The organism is Paenibacillus fonticola DSM 21315 (assembly GCF_000381905.1).
GTDB lineage: Bacteria > Bacillota > Bacilli > Paenibacillales > Paenibacillaceae > Fontibacillus > Fontibacillus fonticola.
Map to the genome: position 1 here is coordinate 36882 of NZ_KB907259.1, position 22375 is coordinate 59256.

Genomic DNA, 22375 nt, shown 5'->3' on the forward strand with positions numbered 1-22375 from the left:
ATGACAAAAAAATGGATATACGTTATAGCTGGCTTCATCATAATCCTTATAATTGCTGTAATATGGATGACGAGACAGGGGCGAACGGATCAGACGCTTCAGGCTGTCCATGACAAGCCTGAAGTGGACTTATCCGCGTGGATCGTCGATTGGAAATGGGAGTCCGGCTTGGCTGATTTTCAGCAAATCGCCGGCAATCTTAGCCGCCTGCAAATGTTTGCTGTTTATTTCGACAGTAAGGATCGGCTATATTTTACGGAGGATTTCCAGAAGGGATTGCCTCGTATTTTTGAGACGGCCAGAAAAGAGAACATGCCGTATGTTGATCTGACGGTTGTCAACGACCGCTGGAATGAGGACGGGACGGCCGTTCAAAAGGATCCGGCTATTGTTAGTAGAATTATGGCTACGAAAGAAAGTCGGGCCCAGCATATTAAGGAAATTATGAATGCAGTAAATAAGTACGACTTCGACGGTGTAGAAATAGATTACGAGAAAATTGGCGAAGCCGATTGGGAAAACGTGTGTATTTTTTACAAAGAACTCTATCAGCAGCTGCAGGCGAAGGAAAAGTCGCTGCGTGTCATTCTTGAGCCGCGGACACCTATCGAGCGATTGAGGCTGCCGGAGGGTCCGGTATATGTGATGATGGCCTACAATTTGTTTGGCAACCATAGCGGTCCAGGCCCGAAAGCAGACCATGCCTTCATTGCCAAGCTGGCTAGCCGCATGGAGCAGCTGCCTGGAGAAAACGCGATTGCCCTGTCCGTGGGCGGATTCGATTGGGCTGATTCAGGGCAGGTCAAGTCCTTGACAGAGAAGCAGGCGGTAGAATTGCTGCAGCAGAGTAAGGCCGAACCGAAGCGGGATGCCGCAAGCGGATGTCTGTATTTTACTTACAAGGATAGCAGCGGGGAGAAGCATACGGTTTGGTATGCAGATGCGGAAACGATAACCCAGTGGATTGACGTTGCCGGGCAATCGGGCTACTACAACTTTGTATTGTGGAGACTAGGAGAGTTTGAGAAGGTTACGCTCGACAAGATAAAGCATTTGTAGGATAAGATCAAATTGTGGTGCGGTCCCCATGCGTTCATCTTTTTAATTTCGTTTTCAGGTTGCCGTAATGTTGCTTTAAGGAAGGGGTGGTAAGGTAGATGTACTCCCTTTTCTTATACAAGGAACCCATCCCGCTTAGCGGGATGGGTTCCATGCTTAAGTGCGCCTATTTATTTAATTATGCTGATGATTTGTTTAAACCGATTATTCATTAAACCGATTATTGGCTAAACCGGCTTAAATGATTTTGATTATTGATTCAAGTCCTCAATAGAATTGGCTTCTACATAAGAAGGAACGACTAGTCCTGTTCTTACTCCTGTCATGTTCGCGCCGAGATCCTCTACTTGGTCCTTGAACTTATCCCAGTAATCGGCATGGGTTAGCGGCAGCCAAGCTGCAGCCGTTGCATCCACATCGCCGTTGGCAACGCCCGTCCACATCGGGCCTGCTTCCACCTGCAGCGCTTCTACCTTATACCCCAGGCGGTTCTCCAGAACGTATTGAAGCAGATTCGTGCTGGCGATTTCGGAATCCCAGGCTACATAGCTGAGCTTAAAGGTGTCGCCGTCTACTGGCTGAATATCCGCCGTCCAAGCGTCAACACGGTCGCTGTGGCTTTCAGCCCAAGCTTTAGCCGCTTCCGCTGGATCCTGTCCTTCCTGGATGGCCGTCATAATTTCACCCATCTCGTCCGAGGTCCACTCGAAGCGGTCCAAAAATTCATAGGCTGCCGGATGAGCTTCCTTCAGCCCCTTGCGGACGACAGTATGGATTTCCTCCGCCTCTCCGAATACATTCTTCGGATCCTCCAAGTATTTTAGATCATATTTGGCGAACATCCAGTGCGGCGTCCAGCCCGTAATAATGATCGGCTGCTCGGATTTGATCGCTTTCGCCAGCGTTGCCGTCATAGCCGCGCCGGAGCCTTCGATCAGTGTCCAGTCAGAAAGGCCGTATTCCTCGATGGCAGCGTTAGCCGCCTTCATGATGCCGGCACCAGGATCAATGCCGATAATTTCATGTTTCACTTGCTCGCCCAGTGATTTGCCTCCGGTGTTTCCAGCAGTATTGCCGGTGTTCCCTCCGGCATTTCCAGAAGTTCCACAGGCCGACAGCAGCAGTACGGCTGCCAAGCTCAACATTATCCATAAATTCGTTTTTTTGTTCCTCATAAATTATGCACCTCTTTTTTTGGATTTGAATAAATTTTGCGTAAAGCGATCCAGCACAATAGCAAGCACAACGACAGCCAATCCGGCTTCGAAGCCCTGACCGATCTTGAGCTGGGTTACCGCGCGATATACCGTCGCTCCAATTCCTTGCGCGCCGATCATCGAAGCGATAACGACCATCGAAAGGGACAGCATAATCGTCTGGTTGATGCCGGCCATCATCGTAGGCATTGCCAGCGGCAGTTCCACTTTAAAGAGCTTCTGCCACGAGGTCGAACCGAAGGCATCGGAAGCTTCTGTAAGCTCGCCGGAAACCTGCTTGATCCCGAGATAGGTCAGGCGGATTGTCGGCGGAATAGCGAAGATGACGGAAGCGATGACTCCCGGTACTACCCCGAGACTAAAGAAAGTCACAGCAGGCAGAAGATAAACAAATGCAGGCATCGTTTGCATGAAATCAAGCAAAGGTGAAATAATGCGGTGAGTAGTTTTGCTATAGGCACTCCATATTCCGATAGGGATACCTAAGACCACTGAAATAATGCCGGAAGTGACCACGAGGCCTAACGTATTCATCGTTTCCGTCCAATAGCCGAGATTGTCGATCAATAGGAAGCCAATCACCGTAAATAACGTGAGCGGCACTCTTCCGATCAGGTAGGCCAGGACGCCGAATATAGCGATGAATAGAAGCGGGTGAGGTAAGAGAAACAACCATGAGAAGAACTCGACAGCACTTTCAATGATCTTGGACAGCCCCTCGAAAAAACCACCCAGGTTTGATTCCATCCAATCTACTATTAATTCGATCCAATCCGCGAGAGGCATTTTAGGAATGAAGTTCATGCTGCTTCACCTCCATCTCGCGCACATCTCCTGCAAGCGCGCCTAACACGGCACCCCGTACGATTACGCCCAGCAACCGCCGTTGTTCATCGACGACAGCCAGCGGCACTTTAGCCAAGCTGGTCGCTTCAAATAAGTCGCTAAGAACAGTATCCGGCGATACTTGCGGACCATCGCAGATCAAAATATCCGATAGCGTTTTGCCTGTCTTGTTCGCGTCGGACGCATCTTCCGCCGTAATGACGCCAAGCAAGCGCATGGAGCGATCGACGACGAAGAGATTCGAGATACCCCGTTCCCGCATCAACTGCAAGGCCACGCGGGGGCCGCGATCCAGCGTAATCGTCTCGGGTCTGCGCATCACATGCGAAGCGGTCAGTACCTTGGAGAGATCCACATCTTCAATAAATCGTTCGACGTAACCGTTAGCCGGCTGAGTGAGCATTTCTTCAGGCGTGCCAATTTGGATGAGCGAGCCGTCCTTCATCAAGGCGATCCGATCCCCGATCCGCAAGGCCTCATCGAGGTCATGCGTAATAAAGACGATCGTCTTCTTCATTTTATCCTGCAGCTCGATCAGTTCATCCTGCATATCCCTGCGTATTAAAGGGTCGAGAGCACTGAATGCTTCATCCATCAGCAGCACCTCCGGGTCATTGGCCAAGGCTCGGGCGAGGCCCACTCTTTGCTGCATGCCGCCGCTGAGTTCATCCGGCATTTTGTCGCCCCAGCCCTTGAGCCCGACAAGTTCCAGAGCTTGCTCAGCTTTCATTTTCCGGGTATTCGCGTCGATCTTTTGGATTTCCAAGCCATACTCGACATTTTGCAGCACTGTCCGGTGTGGAAACAGCGCAAATTTTTGGAACACCATGCTGATGCTCTTTTGACGTATTTTTCGCAGCTGTGCTTTGTTCATTTTCAGCAAATCCTGACCGTTAATGAGAATTTGACCTGAGGTCGGCTCGATCAGCCGATTCAGCATCCGGACGAGGGTCGACTTACCGCTCCCCGACAGTCCCATAATGACAAAGATTTCTCCCTGACGGATGTCCAGGCTAACTCGATTCACACCAACAGTGATGCCGCGACCAGCCAATTGTTCCTTCGTTTGCCCCTGCTCAAGCAGCTGAAGTCCCTGCTCTGCATTCGGGCCAAACAATTTAGTAACTTGCTTTACTTCTAGAATGGGTTCATCCAAATTATCCACTCCTTTTCTAATGAAATATTAAGGCTGACACGGGCCTGTAGCCTCACATGGTACTTAGTCTAACAAAAAAAAGGGAATCTAAACAACCGTTAATACGGTTCATATAGAATGTACAGAAAAAACTGTACGGAGTGAATGGTGCGTATGCTCCCTTATCCTTACAAATGCTCGCTAAGCCGCCACTTTACTTTTATCGGGCCTTTTTTTAAGATATAAGAAGTATCTTGATAGGAGGTTGCAAGCATGGGCTTGGACCAGCTCACCCCAGAGCAGCAGGCGGATATAATGAAAGTACGCAAGCGCGTAATTGAAGCCATTGGCAGAAACATGGATTTATACGGGATTTCGTTGTCGACAGGTCATCTCTACGGTCTGCTCTTTTTTGCAGATAAACCGATGACGCTGGATGAAATGGGTCTGGAGATGAAGATGAGCAAGACAAGCATGAGCACGGGCGTGCGAACTCTCCTTGATCTTAAAATGGTGAACAAAGTGTGGGAAAAAGGCTCCCGCAAGGATTTATATGAGGTCGAGTACGACTGGCATCAGACTTTTACAGATTATTTCGCGATCAAATGGAGAAAAGCGGTGGAATCCAACATCCTCATCCTCCGCAGGTCGATCGAGGAGATAAATAAATGGCTGGCCTCTGAACCGGAAGAAGCCCTAACGGCTATTCTAGAGGAGGATCGCAACAAAATGATCGATGCCGTTAAATACTACGAGTGGCTTGACCGTTTGATCGATGCGATGGAAAGCGGCGAGATATACCAGCTTGTTCCGAAAGAGTAGGGCCTATAGTTAAGCCGGCAATCAGCCGCAACAAAACCGCCATCCCCGGCACCGATGCTGCAGGAATGGCGGTTTTTTGCTGCGTTTTCTGCGCTTTTTTAATAGATACCAATATCATCAAGCATGATCTTGCCCGGACCCTTGGAAAAGTAAAAGGTGATCCCCTTAAGCGCGGACAAATCGAGCTGAGGATTGACCTTGACGAACTCCGACAAGTTTAGCATTACCGTCTGAAATACTGCCTCCTGCGGATATTTGTATTTACCGCCCGACAGACGCTTCTCCACCCAAGGGAGAATGGTGAAGGCAACATCCGGTGGAGATGCAATCTCTACATAGTCGGTTAGCGGGATGCGGGCCGACTCTCCGTTCGTGCTCTGCAGTTCCACCTCAGCCTGCAGTCCGGCAGAGGATGCCGAAGGCTCGATGAGCTCGAAGCTGCGGTCGGAAATTGAAAACGAAAGGATTTCCGGCGGTTTGGTCATCCTCCTTGGCAGGAAGGAAGAGTGCCATGATAACGAATAGGAAGCAGGCTCCTCGTTATATTCTCTCTCCACCCATTCCAAGGTTATGCCCCGGGTTCCCTTGCTTACGGATTTGCGGTTTTTCACCTCTTCTTCCACCCAGGTCAAATGATTGCCTTGGGCCAAGCCGCCGCTCGGAAGCGTGCGCCGGTTCAAATCTTCATCGTACCAGGCCATTTTATTGAAAAGGGCGCCCTCAAAGCGGCTGAAATATCCGGTATCCGCCGGAAGCCAGTGAAGTCCTGTCCTGTAATCCCGGAATAAAGGCAAATAGCTCCCATTTCCGTGAAGCGTTGATTCCAGGAAGGCTGAAACGTATATTTTGGCAATTTCCCGCTGCTTTTTGGGCCCGATGATCGCTTGCTGATTTAAGAAGATTCCCTTCGGAAAGCTGATATCCCGAAAGCCCCATTCGGTGTTGAATTGGCTGTGATTGGCGTCTGCGATATATATGGAAGACTTGAAATGAGTCGATGGGTTCGTAAAGGAAGTTCGAATATACTGACGATCACCGTCAAAATCGTTCACATCTGCATCCCGCGCCCCTTGTATAGCCAAATAGCTGACGTTCTTAATTCTGGCAAGCTCCCCATCCACCTTCTTGTCCGTGGGCGAAATCGCGATGATGGCTTGAATGTTGTAACGTTCCAAGCTCCCCAGCGTCTCGTCCGTGCTGAACCAGTGTCCCGCGTCCTTCGCCATAGCCACCGCCTGTCCGCCCCGGGAATGTCCGATTAATCCGATTTGCGCAAAGTTCACCTTCTGATAAAAAGGGGTTGCCGCATCGTCTGCAAAGCCTTCGATCTGCTGCAGATGCTTTAGCAAAATCCAGGCCCGGACCTTCATGTCGTTGTTCGGAATGCCCGTCCAGACGGAATAATTCAAATAATTTTCATCGACCGATACAGCGATGAAGCCTCGGCTAGCCAGGAGCTCGCCTAAATAGCCGTAACCTTCATCAGAGAAATCCTCCATCAGATGGTTGCCGTGGACCATGAGCACCAGCGGAAAGGGACCTTCCCCTTCAGGCATCCAAACCCTGCCGTTCAGGGGAAGCGAGCTTTGGTCGAATCCCCAGTAACGGGTACGGAAAGCAGACCATTTCTCGATATACGCGGAGGCGTCTACCGGGGTCGAAATAAGGTCGGTCTTCTTGCCGAATTCCGTTCGCCAATAGTCGTTTCCGCTTCCGTAGTCGAACGTGATATAGCCGTAATTTCCCGGCTCAGCAGGGTTCTCTGATTCAATGGGCGCTGCGTGTTTTGTTATGCTCGGATTTGCCGCCGGGCTGTCTGCCGGCCACACCGCAGCAGATACGCACAAGACTCCAAGTGCGGCAGTGACCAAGAATCTTAAACGCCGGCTAAATCGGGTACGAAGCAGACCGGCGCCGATTCCTGCTACAATGCCCGCCAGCGTGAGGACAGTTGCAGTAACAGCGGAAATTGCCACATCATGATCCTGCCAAAAAATAAAGAAAATGACCGTAATCGTATAGATCACTGAGCCGGCATACAGCCGGGGAAGCGGCAGGCCGATTATCGCAAGCAGCACGGCAGCCAAATGGGCGGCGATAAACAGCCCTGTCGTCCCCACGGAAATAAAGGCCAGTATATCTGTCAAAGCGCCAAAGCCGGTAGGCATGCCCAGCGCAACCAAAGCAAAGACGAACATCGCCGCTCCCCAGGGACCGACAACGGCCATTCGCCAAAACGCGGTATCATAGCGGTACGTTTCGCGGATTCTGCGGCCAAAGCGTATGCGCAGCGGCGGCTTTAAGGGAATATATTCGGTTTGAAGCTGTTGAAGTTCCATGGTTTCTCCCACCCGGTTTTATTGATCTCTATTTATTGTAACATGCTTCGCGCAGCTGGAAAGCTAGCAGTCGCTGGATTGAACCTGATGATTATGGAAATGTTAGCCTTCAGCATAGTTGACAATGCGGGACTTTCTCCTTATACAATGAAACTGCAGGATGTCTATGCTAAGACCAACTCTTTGCGAAATTGATTTTTTACAAAACTATATAAGTTGAACTAGTGATAATGGATGTGGGTAATGGGGTAAGTGCGTAAATGTTCAAAAGGTAGCTGTTGCTCAACAAGCTGTCTTATATTTAGCTACCGCACACTAAGATGCATAGACCAAGTTGTTGCGCAATAAATGGAATTCATGTATCTAATTATGCTCTAAACGAATGTTTCAGGGGATTAGATGGATTCTATGCACTAATATCAAGGATCCAGCCCATGATAGGAAGTCTCCCTACTTTTAAGGACATCTGATACATTTAAATTTACTTTCCCTTCTTTTTCGCAGAAATTAAATACTACGAATCCATTTATATAAGTTCAACTTATATAGTTAAGACTGTTCCAAGGAGTTCCGGTTGGCAACAGTTTTAACAGAATTCATATTCAGGCTCCATATTTATCAAGACAACAAACCCGGCGATAGGAGGTAAAAAATGAAGCCCTCAACCCATTCCATTCAGCGGGATCAAATCACCCTGCCCCCGCAATTTCCGCTGCATGTTTCGAAAACAGAAGGGGTATCCCCGCTGTTTCAGCGACTTCACTGGCACCGTGCGCTCGAGATCAACTGGATTACTCGCGGCAGCGGAATTTATGTCATCAATGGGCAGGAATATCCGTTCAGCTCGGGCGATATTTTCCTGATCAATTCGGATGATTTGCATCGGGCCTACGAAGGGAATGACCTGGAGATGGTCATCCTGATGATGGAGCCGGCCTTGCTTGCCACCGAGCAAAGATATGATCCGGAAATTTTGCTTCCGTTCCGCGACATCGGGTCTCATTTCTCAAATCAGATTTCGCATGAACTGCCGGGAAGCAAGCGGCTGGCCGGATACATCGAAACGATCTATGCCGAATTTGCGGCCAAAAAGCCGTCGCATGCCTCGATCATTCGCGGTTTGCTGCTGCAGCTGCTTGGCGAGGTGAACCGAAGCTTCAAGCGTCAAGACATAACCCCCGGTGGAGGCAACCGACCGGGTACAAGCCCAAACACAAACACAAGTACAAACACAGGCCCTAGTACTAGTACAAGTACGAACACAAGTACAACTACAAGCATAAATACAAGCCGCTCTGCCTCTGGCCGAAGACAATTAGAGCAGATGAGAGCGGTCATTGTGGCGCTGGAGTCCGAAATTTCCCACCCCTGGACGTTGAAGGAGATGGCTGAGATCGCTCACTTAAGCCCGTCCCGCTTCAGCACGCTGTTTAACCAGGTGGTCGGGACCTCGCCGCTGCACTATCTCGTTCAGCTTCGGCTCGATCATGCGGTCGAGCTGCTGGAGCAGGGGGAGCGAAGCGTACTGGAAATTGCCGAGCAGTGCGGATTCAGAAATCTTTCGAACTTTAACCGGCTGTTTCTGAATTATTTGGGCGTAACTCCGACCGCCATGAGAAGGCGGCTGCAGGGGGAGGAGGCGGCCAAATCTTCTGCGGATGATCCAAAATCGTAACTCCGGGCGATCGAAAACAGTAAGATTGTATTAGTTTTAAGCTTGATTACAGAAGAAATCGGCAGGTTATCCTCGTATCCTAAAAGAGAAGGAGAGATGACCTATGAACATCTTTTTGGGTGTCGACGCTGGCGGCAGCAAGACTTACAGCCTCATCGTCAACGAGAAGGGCGAGACACTCGGCCGCGGTGCAAGCGGCAATGGAAATCATCAGACTAACCCGGTCCACGCGGAGAATAATATTGCTTCAGCCTGCCATCAGGCGCTCCGGGAAGCAGGCTTATCCACAGAAAATATTACACATGCTTATTTCGGCCTCGCCGGAGCGGATCGCGAGCCCGATTATGCGGTGCTTCGTCCGATGATTCGAAGGCTGGGCTTCCCACAATATTCCATCGCCTGCGATACGATGGTTGCGATGCGTTCGGGCACGGCACGTCCCTACGGGACTGTCGTCATCAGCGGTACGGGGTTCAATGCCGCCGCTCGAAATCTTGCCGGCGAAGAGTTACAGTATGGCGGGTTCGGATATATTTATGGCGATGGCCAGGGCTCGGGCAGAGATCTGGCAAACTTCGCGTTTCGTTCTGCGGTAAGGGCCTGGGATTTGCGCGGCAAACCCACGGCTCTGCATGACCTCGTACTAATGGCGACGGGTTTCCGAAGCGTCCCGCAAATGCTCGACGCAGCGCTGGATCAAGGCTATGTTCCTCCGCTATCCCTGGCGGAGGTTGTATTTGCTGCGGCTGAGCAAGGCGACGAGGTTGCCGCCAGCCATTTGGCGGAGCAGGGCAGCGAGCTGGGAAATGCGGCCGCAGCGCTGATTCGCCGACTGGGCATGGAGAAGGATGAATTCGAGGTCGTGCTCGGCGGCAGCATTCTTGCCAAGGGCCGAAGTACGATTATGACCGACGCGCTGGCCAGGACCGTCCGTCTGACGGCTCCCCGGGCAAAGGTTGCGCGTATTACGATGGAGCCGGTAGCAGGCGCGGTATTAAGTGCAATGGATAAGGCGGGGCATGAGGTGAGTGAGGAAATCATGAGCCGTTTGCGCAATACAAGCTTCAGCGATCTGAAAGGAGTGGCAAAGGATGAGTGACAGACGTGGTCTCAAAATAGCCGTCATCGGCGGGGGCTCCTCGTATACCCCCGAACTGGTGGAAGGGCTGATCAACGGTTATGAGGAAATGCCAATTGCTGAAATTTGGCTGGTCGATATCGAGGCAGGGAAGCGGAAGCTGGATATCGTCGGCAATCTCGCCAAACGGATGGTTCACAAGGCCGGGCTGCCTATTCAGGTGCACCTGACCCTGAACCGGAGGGAAGCGATTAAGGACGCGGACTTCGTATCGACGCAGATGCGCGTCGGCATGCTGGAAGCGAGAAAGCTCGATGAGCATATTCCGATCCAGCATGGCGTGATCGGCCAGGAGACGACCGGCCCCGGAGGCATGTTCAAGGCGCTGCGTACCATCCCTGTTATTTTGGACATTTGCCGCGATATCGAGGAGCTGGCTCCGCATGCATGGATGCTGAACTTCACGAATCCGGCGGGCATGATCACCGAGGCGGTTCAGAAATATTCGCACGTTAAAACGATTGGTCTGTGCAACTCGCCGATTAATTTCAAGAAGTCGCTGGCCTCGGCCTATAACGTACCGGAGGAGAAGGTGCTGCCAGAATTCGTTGGCATTAACCATCTCCACTGGGTAACCTCCGCCCTTGTGAACGGCAAGGAGGTTCTGCCCGAGCTCCTCGCGGGGGAGGGCGGCGAGTATACCGCATCGAACGTTCCCACTTTCGGCTGGGATCCAGAGTTCCTGCAATCGCTGGCCGCTGTGCCCACCTATTATCTCAAATATTTTTACATGCAAAATGAGATGTTTGCGGAAATGCAAGAGTCGCTGCAGCAGAACGGAACGCGTGCGGATATCGTCAGCCAGGTAGAGAAGGAATTGTTCGAGCTCTACGAGGACGAGACGCTGGAGGAGAAGCCAAAGCAGCTGGAGCAACGCGGCGGAGCTTATTATTCCGAGTCGGCAGTAAGGCTGATGCAGTCGCTCTACCTGGGGCGCAACGACATTCAGACGCTGAATGTGGCCAATGGGGGAATCTATAATTTCTTGCCTGAAGATGCCTCCATCGAGGTAAACTGTGTCGTGACCTCCGGTGGGCCAATTCCGCTCGTGCCAAAACATGTGCCGCCTCATATCAAGGGCCTATTGCATGCGGTGAAGACCTATGAAGGATTAGCGATAGAAGCAGCGGTTACCGGTGATCGGGCGCGGGCGCTTCAAGCATTGGTCCACCACCCGCTTGTCCCTTCTGTCTCGGCGGCCAAAATACTCCTGAATGAGATGCTGGAAGCGCATCGCCATTATTTGCCGAACTTTTTTGCTTAAACTTTACGATAATCAGGGGGTGTCCCAATAGTCATCAACGATGGCGAAAGGGGCATCTCTTTTTTTGACTAAGGATTTATAAAGACAGTGATTTGTATCAGATTTAGTTGATTAGGCAAGTAGTTAATACCCTCCGACTTTTTTAAGATATAAGTGTGGATTACTTCAGTGACGTTGGAAAACGGAGTAGGAGGGAACAACATATGTCACAGCTTTCCATAGAGAAAAATTTGCAGCCAAACCCGCCGCAGACAAAAATAAAAAGCGGGCTGATGCGATTTTCAAAACAATGGGATTTGCAGTTAATGGTCATCCCGGCTCTAGCGCTTATATTTATCTTCTCGTACATTCCGATGTACGGAATTATTATCGCTTTCCAGGATTATAAAATCGGCAGCAGCTTCTCAAGCAGTCCTTGGGTGGGATTGAAACATTTCAGTTATTTTTTCAGCTCACCGGAATTCGGACTGGTCATGCGCAACACCATTATCATTAGCCTGCTTAAATTCCTGATTGGATTTCCGGCGCCAGTCATCCTGGCATTGATGCTGAATGAAGTCCGGAAGATGGCTTTTAAGAGAACTGTCCAGACAGTTACTTACTTGCCGTACTTTATGTCCTGGGTTATTGTTGGCGGTCTTGTGAGCTCCCTGCTGTCAGCAGACAATGGCACCGTTAATATGCTGCTGGAGCGATTGAACTTCATCTCCCAGCCGATTAATTTCTTGTCCTTGCCCGAATATTTCTGGGGGATCCTCGTAACCACAAATGTGTGGAAGGAGATTGGTTTCGGCTCGATCGTTTACTTGGCGGCGATTGCCGGGGTTGACCCCCATACTTATGAGGCGGCGTCTATCGATGGGGCCAGCCGTTTTAAACAAATCTATTTGATAACGCTTCCTTCGATCATGCCCGTCGTTACGATCTTTATGATTTTGGCGATCGGCAATCTGCTTAGCGCAGGCTTTGAAGATATTCTGATCCTTGCTGCAAATCCGGCAATCAGGGACGTCTCCGATGTTATCGATACGTATGTCGTGCGGGTGGGGATTGAAAACTACCGTTACTCTTACGCTACAGCGGTGGGGCTGTTCAAAGCAGTGATCAGTGTTGGACTTTTGACATTGGCTAACTTGATAGCTAGAAGGTCTGGCAATAGTCTGTGGTAAGTGAGACACAATTGGAGGAATGCGGATATGGTACGTGACAGCTTTGGCGATCGAATCATGGTGATTAGCATTTATGTTTTCTTGACTTTACTGGCGCTTTCAACCTTGTATCCATTCCTGAATGCGCTGGCCATTTCCTTTAACGAAGGAATGGATACTTCCAGAGGCGGAATTACGCTTTGGCCCAGAGTATTCACATGGGAAAATTATAATGTTGTGTTTAAAGACGAAAGGCTGATTAACGGTTTTATGATCTCGGTTCTGCGTACAGTGATCGGTACGTTTTCATCGATATTATGTACGGCGATCTTTGCATTTGGCATGTCAAAAAAAGAATTGATCGGCCGCAAATATTACATGATTATGTGCATTATTACGATGTACTTCGGGGGCGGCTTGATTCCTACATTTTTGCTCATTCGTAATCTTGGGTTGATGAATTCCTTCTGGGTATTTATTATCCCTTCCTTGATTGGCGTCTGGAATATGATTATATTCCGCACTTTCTTTCAGGGGCTTCCGACAGGGCTTGAGGAATCGGCTAAAATAGATGGCTGCGGGAATTGGGGGACTTTTTTTCGGATCGTGATTCCGCTGTCGGGTCCGGTCATCGCGACGTTGTCTTTATTTACGGCGGTAGCGCATTGGAATGAATGGTTTTTGGCGGGGATTTATATTTCTGACGTAGATAAATATCCGATTCAGACGATTCTGCGGCAGATTCTGCTTTCGAATATTGTATCGGACCAGGGGGGACTTGATTCCTCGGCTTTGGCGCATATGGACAGGGTGAGAACGATTACAAGCAAGTCTTTGTCCATGGCAACGATGATGGTAGCCACACTTCCGATTATCACAGTATATCCATTTGTCCAAAAGCATTTCGTTAAAGGAGTTCTTGTGGGTTCACTGAAAGAGTAGACAGCGTAAAACTGCTTGAAATGGACTTTAGTTTAGAGCATAACGCTTTAAACATAAATAAGAATTTGAAAGGGGAAAGCAGCAGGATGAAAAAAAGAAGCTGGTTCATCAGTATCTTGTCTGTGGTAATGATCTTTTCGCTCATGATGGGGTGCTCATCTGGTAATGGCGGCAACAAAACGGCCGCACCGAGCAACAGTGGAGGAGAACAGCAAAGGGAGGAAGCCCCTAAGGAGTCGAACCTGTATCAGCTTGGCAAAGAACCGCTTGAAATTTCTATCTTCGGGAATTACGAGTGGTATTCGATGCCGAAATGGGGAGCAGATCCCATGACGAAATGGGTTCAAGACAACAAAAAGGTTACGGTCAAGGAAATTCCGAACGGCGGCAATAACGCTCAAAAGCTTAATACAATGATTGCTTCCGGCGACTTGCCGGACATTGTATGGGGAGAACGAGGGGCAGACGTAGAGCGTCTTCGGGAAGCTGGACTCCTTGTGCCACTGGATGATTATTTGGAAAAATATCCGAATTTGCAGAAATGGATCGACCCTGTAGCATTGAATATGCTGCGTTCACCTGACGGGAAGCTGTATCAATTTCCGAACTGGTATACAAACCGTCCGAACGGTAACGCGGGCTGGGTAGTGAATAAGAAAATGTACGAGGAGCTCGGTTCTCCTAAACTGGAGACGACCGATGATTTGTACAGCTATTTGAAAATGGTGAAAGAGAAATATCCGAACGTCATTCCATTCGAAACGGACTTGGCTTCGGAAGGACATGGCCTTAGCCAAATTTACTCCGCATTTAAGGAAAATAACTTGAGTGCCGAAAGATATTACGCTGTTCCTGTTGGCGACAAGATGGAATCGATTTATAAGGATGAAGCATTCCGTGAATCTGTCGTCTATACGGCTAAATTGTTCCGCGAAGGCCTGATCACACAAGATGCCATGACGCAAACCCGCGACCAGGTTCAGGAGAAGCTTGTATCCGGCCGCGTAGCCGTGTATGCTTCCGGAAATCCTACGGTATATGCTATGGAAGCTGATGTAGCGCTAAGAAAGAAAGATCCGAATGATGGCTATTTCATGGTTTGGCCAATCCATAAGGAAGGCCTGGACAAAAACAAAATTTATCCGGGTACTTATAATAAACTGGGCTGGAACGCTGCGGTGATTACGACCAGCGCCAAAAATCCTGAAGCTGTATTCGCATTCCTTGACTGGTGGACGGGACCAGAGGGTATGGTCCTGCAATACTACGGAGTTGAAGGGGAGTATTGGCAAGGCTGGCAAGAGGATGGAACTACACCGATATTTACGGAGAAATATGTAACGCAAAGGGATGAACTGGCGGAGTATCAGAAAATGACAGATCCGTTTCAATGGGTAGGCAACACCGTATACCTGGACGATATGAAGGGGAAATACGAAGAAACCTTGAAGGAAGAGGATCGGAACTGGGCCACTTACTGGCAATATAAAATTACTTGGAAAACGCAAGGCGACTACACGGAGTTTGTAAACATGCACCCGATGCCGGATTCCGAGGAAGGAATCGCCTTCCAGCGCATTCGCGATATCTGGTTGAAGGTGAGAGCGCAGTCCATGTATGCGAAAACGGATGAAGAGGCATTAGCTCTGCTGGATAAGGCCCATGAGGACTCCATGAAAGCTGGATTTCAAAAGGTGCTTGACTATTATACAATGAAGTGGGAAGAGAATAAGGCTATGATTAATAGAAACCAATAATTGTCATTTGGGGGGGCCTGCGGGACCCCTCATTGTGTTGCCTGCATGTTGAGACAATCGTTATAGAACCCAAGAAAATGGCTCTGGAGGTGTAGCGCTATGTATAAAGTGCTGTTAGCGGATGACGAAATGCTGGACCTCGAAGGCATGAAGCAGTTCATCCCTTGGTCTGAGCTGGGGCTTGAGGTGGTTGATGCCGTGAATAATGGATTCGCTGCCTGCGAAGTGATCAAGGATCGGCCGGTGGATATATTGGTGACGGATATCAATATGCCCAACATGTCAGGGCTGGAGCTGGCACGAAAGGCCATCGAGAAGAAGCCGGACATTCGCATTGTTTTTGTAAGCGGTTACCAGGATTTCCATTACGTAAAGCAGGCGTTATCGATGAAGGCCTGCAGCTATGTGCTAAAGCCGGTGGATGACGATGAACTGATCGCATCCCTCCAGACGATCAAGCAGGAGCTTGAGCTCGAAGGTAAACGAAAGGAAGCCGAGAAGCATTACCAAAGTATGATCCCCATGGCCAAAAATGAGCTTCTCATTCGCTTACTGGAGGGCGAGCTGCAGGGGGATGAGTCCGAGGCTTTGGCTCAGCTAGCTGCAGCCAATGGATTATTTGCACTTCAAGGACCATTGCGGGCGGCCGTCATTGAAATTGACGAACTGGATTGGAAACATCAGAGCAGCAGGTCAGAAGAGACCGGACACTCTGATCATTTGCTGCAGAAAATCCATAAGCTGCTGCAGGAGTGCGGCATGGAGCATGCCTGCAAGCTGTCCAAACGGCGGTTAGCCGTCATTATGCAGGGAGATCGAGTGAATGAAAGCTTTACGGCATTATATGATGCGGTTAACTCGAAACTGGCCGTTTCCGTAACGATAGGTCTTGGAGAGCCGGTTCAGGAAATATCCATGCTCCCGCAATCCTATAAACAGGCGCTTGAAGCGCTGGATGGCAAAATGTTTATTGGCCGGGGGCATCTCATTAAATATGAAGAGGTTCGACGTACCCCGGAAATGAAGGATGCGAGAACGCTAGACATTCGCCTGGACGCTTTGTTTAAAGCCATGTCCAATTACGAGCTCGTTAAAATACATGATGAAATCGATAATTTATTCCAATCGGTCTCGACGCTGCGCTCCAAGTTTACGATCTACAACCTGGCGATTTATATCGTCTTCAAGCTGGAGCACTATTTGAGCACGCTGGATGAAGATCTATCCAAAATGCTTGGTTTCGAGCTTTCTAGTCTGGATATTGTATTGAAATTTGAAATGATGGACGATATTCGCTCCTGGCTCGTACGTAAAGCTTTCGAAATTTCCGAAACTTTGCGGCAAAGGGGGAGTTCCCAGTGCAGCAGGCTGATCCGTGATATATTGAGCACGATGCAGGAACAGATGCATGAGAACATTACATTGAAGGATATTGCTCATAAATTTTCCTTCTCGCCGAATTACTTGGGCCATTTATTTAAGGAAGAAGTGGGAAAGACCTTCAGCGAAATGCTGGTTCAACTCAGAATGGAAAAAGCGAGCGAACTGCTGCGTAATTCGACGCTCAAAATTTATGAGGTAGCCGATCAGGTTGGTTATCGTTATATCCCTTATTTCAGCAGGCAATTTAAAGAAACCTACCGGATGACGCCAATGGAGTTTCGCAAACGAGAGTAATGCAGGAGGAAGACATGATGATCCCTGTGATGGAGAAAAAAAGACAAAGGCCGTATATCCCGTTCGGCTACAAATTGATGCTTACATATATGTTCTTTATCGTCATTCCTGTCATCGCCATCGGCTATTTCTCGAATGCCATGTATCAGGAGTCGATCCGCAAGCATGCCCGGACGAATACGCAGGCCACGCTGCTGCAAATTCGGGATAATATCGAATATAAACTAGAGGATGTGGAACGAGTTTCTTCGATTATATATGATGATTATTCCTTGGTTTTTCAGCTGCGCCATTTCGACAACGGATGGGATACCTATGACAGGACGATGAGAATTCTCAGGCCCAAGTTCCAAAACGCGATGCAGGCGGCGCGGATTAATATTGCCATGTTCATTTTTTTGCAGAATCAGCATTTTAACGAAACCTATTATGGCTCCTTCGAGCAAGAGAACCTGGATATGCTGGAACGCAAATACAACATATATCATTTGGACCGGCTAGTTGATCAAGAGTGGTACAGGACCTATCCTGAAGAGGAATACGGGAAAACGATGGTCTGGAAAAAGGTGCAGCGTGATGAGGAATTCGGCCGTATATCCTTGTTGCGGCGCATGGTTGACGTATTCCCGCTGGAGGTCAAGGAAGTCGGGTTTATGCGTTTTAGCGCTCGAATTCAGGAGCTGTTCGAAGCGATGGACTATTTAAAAATCGGGGAGGGCAGCATACTGCTGCTTAGAGATGAGCAGGGGAAGATTTTATATCAGTCGGGCGAAGTCCCCGCAGGCTGGAGAATGGAAGAACTATCGGAGAAAGATTATTTAACCATCACGGAAACCTTGAATGACGGGAATTGGCAGCTGTATGCCTATGTGCCAATGACGATTATGGAGCGGGATTCTGCGCGGGTCAGCATGTTTATATTGGGGACATGTGTCGTTTTACTGATCGTATTCTCGATCGCGGGCATGTTCATTTCACGGTATTTCTCGGTGCGCGTCATGAAGATTGTTTCCGTACTGAACGCTTTCCGCGAAGGCGACCTGCACAAACGGATGCGCTACAAGGGCAAGGATGAATTCTCGCAAATCGCCTCCGCGCTGAATGAAATGGGACAGAACATCGATCATCTTATCGAACAGGTGTATCTGACGCAAATCGAGAAGAAGGAGGCGGAGCTGGAATCCTTGCAGGCGCAAATCAATCCGCATTTTCTGTATAATACGCTATCCTCTATCAGCCGGTTGGCCAAATTTGGCGAAATCGACAAGCTGCAGAAGATGGTGCTTGATCTCGCCAAGTTCTATCGTCTTTCCTTAAATGAAGGAAGGACGGTGATTCCGATTCGCCATGAGCTGGAGCAGGCTGAAGCCTACCTCAATATCCAGAGAACGAAATACGGGGACAAGGTGACGATTTCCTATGACCTCGATCCGGAGATCGTGCGATATGTGACTATTAAATTGATTTTACAGCCTTTTATTGAAAATGCGCTGGAGCATGCCTGGTTCGGCGATGCCCTTCATATTCGGATTGAGGTGAAGAAGATCGGCGACAATATCGTCTTCAAGGTGATCGATAATGGCCTGGGCATGCCTCCTGCGCTCATTCACCGGATCTTCGACCCGGTGGAAGGCCAGAACGTCGGCTTCGGCATCCGCAACGTAAATAGCCGCATCCAGCTCCATTTTGGCGCTGAATACGGCGTAACGATCGGCAGCAGGCTGGGAATGGGGACGACGGTGCAGATCGTCATCCCCGCCAGCCCTTACTTCCCGGAGGAAGGGGTATGATGCAGGAATCTGGCCCCGGCAATTCCCGGCGAGGTCATCTCATGGGGATCGAGGATTTCATCGAGCTCTTCCGGGGTCAACACTTTATATTCAAGGCATAGCTCACGCACGGAACGGCCCGTCGCAATGGCTTCGGCAGCGATTTTGCTGACCGTTTCGTAACCCAGATGCGGGTTGAGCGCGGTAATGATGCCGACGCTCCGATCCACGTAATCTTTGGCTTGCTCCACATTCGCCGTGATTCCTTCCAGGCAGTATTTCTGGAACGATTGGAAGGCATTGTTCATGATGCTGATGGACTGCATCAGGTTGAACACGAGCACGGGCTCCATCACGTTCAGCTCGAATTGGCCGGCTTCGGCCGCCATGCTGATGGTGGTGTCGTTACCGATGACTTGGAAGGCCACCTGATTCATCAGCTCGGCCATGACCGGATTGATTTTGCCCGGCATGATCGAGGAGCCGGGCTGGCGGGCCGGCAGGGAAATTTCCCTGAACCCCGCTCTAGGTCCGGAGGCCATCAGCCGCAAATCGTTGGCGATTTTGGACATGTTGATCATGCAAAGCTTAAGCGCAGCCGACGTCTCCGTATACGCGTCGCAGTTCTGGGTGGCGTCGACGAGCTGGGCAGCCGAGAACATCGGATAACCGCTCAGCTCGGCCAGCAGCTTGACGACCCGTTGGATATACTTCGGATCCGCGTTTAGTCCGGTGCCGACCGCTGTAGCCCCCATATTGATTTCGAATAAAGCTTGTCTCGTCTGGTCCATTCTGCGAATGTCCCTTTCCAGCACACGCCGGTAGGCTTCGAACTCTTGTCCGAGACGGATCGGCACGGCATCCTGCAAATGCGTCCGTCCCATTTTGATGACGCTGTCGAACTCTTGCGCCTTCTTCTTGAACGTATCGGCCAGCGACCGCGTCGTCTTAATTAGCCGGTCGAGCAGGTTCAGAATGGCGATATGGTTCGCTGTCGGGAAGGCGTCGTTCGTCGATTGGGACATGTTCACGTGGTTGTTCGGGCTGACTGCAGCATAATCGCCCTTCTCTTTTCCGAGAATCTCCAGTGCGCGGTTCGCGATCACTTCGTTGGCGTTCATGTTGATCGAAGTGCCTGCGCCGCCCTGGATCGGGTCGGTAATGAACTGATCATGGTAATGTCCGCCCATAATTTCGTCCGCTGCCTGGATAATTGCATTGCCGATCGCAGGGTCGAGCTGGCCGATGTCCATGTTCGCCTGGGCGGCTGCTTTCTTCACCAGGGCGAGCGCATGGATGAGCTCGGAATATATTCTGTACCCGGTAATGGGAAAATTCTCTACCGCACGCATCGTTTGGACGCCGTAATAAGCCTCTTTTGGAACTTCCAAGGAACCGAGAAAGTCCTTTTCGATCCGGAATGAGTTGTTTGGCATGATTCATCCACCTCTCCTTATGTCTACAACTATATTGTAACCTTTTTCCGGTAGAGGATGTCCGGGTTAATGACCTTATTTTAAACAAATTTTTAAACTATAACGAGGAGCTCAGCTAAAATTTATCCGTCCAATAAAAGATAGGAGATTGTGCAGGCAATAAAATTTGCTATATTTCATCATACTGGCGGAGGTGAGGCTTATGAATCGTAAAAAAGGAGTTGAATTATGTTTAACACGCCTGGAAAAAGGGTAAGTTAGATTAACTTACTTAGCTCGAGCATATAGATTATAAATAGGATTATACATAGGTCATTATAAGTAGGGTTCTAGGAGGAGGGATTGAATAAATGATGAACATTATCGTTCACCATTCTTTACCGTGTTATCCCCAGCATCCGAGGGCGGCGATCAATTCTCTTTCGAGAAAAGTCGACACCCGGGAGAAGGCGGTTCATTTTAAAGATGTTCTTCAGGAGAAGATGAAAGCGAATTGGGACAAGCGAAGGCGTTAAGGGTTAAGTGAGATCCACCTTATCCACATTGCGGATGGCCCAACTAGCTATCATAACACCAACTATAGCGAGAGCTAGCGGAATGTAAACAATCGAAGCGAGCGAGAACGAAGGGTTGTGCGCGCTGGTGAAAGCAACGATTAGGAGTGAGGATAAAATCGTCGCAGGCATCGAATGTTTGCGCAATCCGAAATACAGGGGAATTAATCCTGTACCGGCTGTAGCGATCGAGAAGGTAAGTATCGATAACACCTGATGAAGAAGAAATGCCTGGTTAACGGTACCTGGAACGATTTGAAGATAAGAATTGATCAGGAGGAAGACACCTGCCGAAAATAAATTAGATGCAAACAACGCAATAAATGTAAGAAGCGCAATAAGCAGCAGTTTGACGCCAAACATTTTTTTTCGGTTGATTGGATAGGTGAACAGGACGGAGATCGTTTTGTTTTTATATTCCTCGATGATCAGCTTTGCAATAAGCACTGCAGCCAATATAACAAATGTAGCCCGTAAGAAAGAGCTTAGAACGACTAAAGCTTCCTCTACGTTCTTGAAGACTATTTCACTGTCTGGCTCAAAATAAGATACTAAAGTTATAAGGATGATGATCGATAGGTTGGCGATAATTGCGCTGACACCGTACCACTTCAGTGGATATTTCGTAAGCTCCAGCTTTACTAGTTTTAGCATCCGTTACGCCCCCTCGTTCATCTTGCTGTCCCGCTGGACGAGATCAAGGAAATATTCCTCGAGGGACATCACTTTTTTATTTATAGATTGAATATCGATATTGTTCTCCGCTAATGCTTTAAAGAGGTCTTTTTGGTTGATCTTGTCATCGTAGATGCGCACGATGTTGTCATGAAGCACCTTATAATTGGAAATGCCCATCTGATGATTGATCAGCACTGCGGCTCTACTCTGCTCGCTGGTGACCAGCTCCATAAATTCCGTATTTTGTCCTCGAATATTGTCCATAGATACTTCCTCCAGCAGCCGGCCGCCGCTAATCACTCCGATAGTATCCGCGATTTGCTCGATTTCACCTAACAAATGAGTGGAGATTAACAGCGTAATTCCGTATTCCCTGCTCAAAATTTGAAACAGGCTGCGGAAGTCCTTAATGCCTTGTGGATCCAAACCATTAATTGGTTCGTCCAAAATAAGCAGCTCAGGTTTGGTCAGTATCGCTCTGGCGATTCCGAGACGCTGCTTCATGCCGAGCGAGAACTCCTTTACGGGCTTATGATCTATTCCCCGCAGCTGCACCAAATCCAGAGCTTCCTGTACTGCCTGTTTGTTATGGTATCCCATGTACTCACGATGCAGCTCTAAATTTTGCCGAGCGGTCATCTTTTCATAAAATATAGGATATTCAATAATGCTCCCGATCCGCCCAAGCACTTCATAAGAAGAAGCTGTTAATAGCTCATTGAATAGATGGATATCGCCGGCCGTCGGCTTAACGAGAGTGGTGAGCATTTTCATAATTGTTGTTTTCCCCGCCCCGTTCGGCCCGAGGAACCCGTATATTTCCCCTTTCCGGACGTTCATGTTCACATTGCTGATAACCTCTTTGCCCTGATAGGCTTTACTTAGCCCACGGGTTGTAATCGTATATTCCATCAAATGA

At 49.2% G+C, this 22375-nt stretch carries 18 protein-coding genes; 11 read left to right on the forward strand and 7 right to left on the reverse strand.

What is annotated here, in order from left to right; all coding sequences use genetic code 11:
- Positions 1-1059, forward strand: a complete 1059-nt coding sequence (locus G358_RS0115740; RefSeq protein WP_019638198.1) for a glycosyl hydrolase family 18 protein — start codon at positions 1-3, stop codon at positions 1057-1059.
- Positions 1060-1310: 251 nt separating this feature from the next.
- Here the strand turns inward: G358_RS0115740 and G358_RS0115750 are convergent, their stop codons facing one another.
- From G358_RS0115750 to G358_RS0115760, 3 genes are read right to left on the reverse strand one after another with little or no spacing between them, the layout of a single operon-like run.
- On the reverse strand, positions 1311-2234 hold the full coding sequence (locus G358_RS0115750) for a glycine betaine ABC transporter substrate-binding protein (RefSeq protein WP_019638200.1): 924 nt from the start codon (positions 2232-2234) through the stop codon (positions 1311-1313).
- A gap of 3 nt (positions 2235-2237) precedes the next feature.
- Positions 2238-3080, reverse strand: a complete 843-nt coding sequence (locus G358_RS0115755; protein ID WP_019638201.1) for an ABC transporter permease — start codon at positions 3078-3080, stop codon at positions 2238-2240.
- A complete protein-coding gene (locus tag G358_RS0115760) occupies positions 3064-4278 on the reverse strand; it encodes a quaternary amine ABC transporter ATP-binding protein (RefSeq protein WP_019638202.1) in 1215 nt (404 codons plus the stop codon). The genes G358_RS0115755 and G358_RS0115760 overlap by 17 nt, the downstream gene beginning before the upstream one ends.
- A 252-nt stretch (positions 4279-4530) precedes the next feature.
- Between G358_RS0115760 and G358_RS0115765 the strand changes: the two genes are divergently transcribed.
- Positions 4531-5079 carry a GbsR/MarR family transcriptional regulator gene (locus G358_RS0115765; protein WP_019638203.1) on the forward strand — a complete coding sequence of 183 codons (549 nt, stop codon included), beginning with the start codon at positions 4531-4533 and terminating at the stop codon, positions 5077-5079.
- 98 nt (positions 5080-5177) lie between these two features.
- On the opposite strand, the gene G358_RS0115770 is transcribed toward G358_RS0115765, so the two are convergent.
- On the reverse strand, positions 5178-7418 hold the full coding sequence (locus G358_RS0115770) for an alpha/beta hydrolase family protein (protein ID WP_019638204.1): 2241 nt from the start codon (positions 7416-7418) through the stop codon (positions 5178-5180).
- Between the two features lie 652 nt (positions 7419-8070).
- Here G358_RS0115770 and G358_RS31785 point away from each other — a divergent pair.
- The 8 genes from G358_RS31785 (at position 8071) to G358_RS0115815 (ending at position 18809) form a co-directional block, all read left to right on the forward strand.
- Positions 8071-9093, forward strand: coding sequence for an AraC family transcriptional regulator (locus tag G358_RS31785; RefSeq protein WP_019638206.1), 1023 nt, complete (start codon positions 8071-8073; stop codon positions 9091-9093).
- A gap of 103 nt (positions 9094-9196) precedes the next feature.
- Positions 9197-10192 (forward strand): N-acetylglucosamine kinase, encoded by a 996-nt coding sequence (locus G358_RS0115785; RefSeq protein ID WP_019638207.1) that lies wholly within the window; start codon positions 9197-9199, stop codon positions 10190-10192.
- A complete protein-coding gene (locus G358_RS0115790; RefSeq protein ID WP_019638208.1) occupies positions 10185-11495 on the forward strand; it encodes a 6-phospho-beta-glucosidase in 1311 nt (436 codons plus the stop codon). The genes G358_RS0115785 and G358_RS0115790 overlap by 8 nt, the downstream gene beginning before the upstream one ends.
- A 203-nt stretch (positions 11496-11698) precedes the next feature.
- Positions 11699-12664, forward strand: a complete 966-nt coding sequence (locus G358_RS0115795) for an ABC transporter permease (RefSeq protein WP_019638209.1) — start codon at positions 11699-11701, stop codon at positions 12662-12664.
- A gap of 27 nt (positions 12665-12691) precedes the next feature.
- The gene (locus G358_RS0115800; RefSeq protein ID WP_019638210.1) at positions 12692-13585 is read left to right on the forward strand and encodes a carbohydrate ABC transporter permease; all 894 of its coding nucleotides are present in this window, start codon (positions 12692-12694) and stop codon (positions 13583-13585) included.
- Positions 13586-13671: 86 nt separating this feature from the next.
- Complete coding sequence (locus G358_RS0115805) at positions 13672-15342, forward strand: extracellular solute-binding protein (RefSeq protein ID WP_019638211.1); 1671 nt, start codon at positions 13672-13674, stop codon at positions 15340-15342.
- Positions 15343-15441: 99 nt separating this feature from the next.
- Complete coding sequence (locus G358_RS0115810) at positions 15442-17019, forward strand: response regulator (protein ID WP_019638212.1); 1578 nt, start codon at positions 15442-15444, stop codon at positions 17017-17019.
- A 17-nt stretch (positions 17020-17036) separates the two neighbouring features.
- Positions 17037-18809, forward strand: coding sequence for a sensor histidine kinase (locus G358_RS0115815; RefSeq protein WP_019638213.1), 1773 nt, complete (start codon positions 17037-17039; stop codon positions 18807-18809).
- Here the strand turns inward: G358_RS0115815 and aspA are convergent.
- Positions 18785-20224 carry an aspartate ammonia-lyase gene (gene aspA / locus G358_RS0115820; protein ID WP_019638214.1) on the reverse strand — a complete coding sequence of 480 codons (1440 nt, stop codon included), beginning with the start codon at positions 20222-20224 and terminating at the stop codon, positions 18785-18787. The two genes, G358_RS0115815 and aspA, sit on opposite strands and share 25 nt — an antisense overlap.
- Positions 20225-20574: 350 nt before the next feature.
- Between aspA and G358_RS33135 the strand changes: the two genes are divergently transcribed.
- Positions 20575-20739 (forward strand): hypothetical protein, encoded by a 165-nt coding sequence (locus tag G358_RS33135; protein ID WP_019638215.1) that lies wholly within the window; start codon positions 20575-20577, stop codon positions 20737-20739.
- Between the two features lie 3 nt (positions 20740-20742).
- Here the strand turns inward: G358_RS33135 and G358_RS0115830 are convergent, their stop codons facing one another.
- Positions 20743-21432, reverse strand: coding sequence for an ABC transporter permease (locus tag G358_RS0115830; RefSeq protein ID WP_019638216.1), 690 nt, complete (start codon positions 21430-21432; stop codon positions 20743-20745).
- Positions 21433-21435: 3 nt separating this feature from the next.
- Entirely contained in the window at positions 21436-22368 is a 933-nt protein-coding gene (locus G358_RS0115835; RefSeq protein ID WP_019638217.1) for an ABC transporter ATP-binding protein, read from the reverse strand.
- Between the last annotated feature and the right edge of the window lie 7 nt (positions 22369-22375).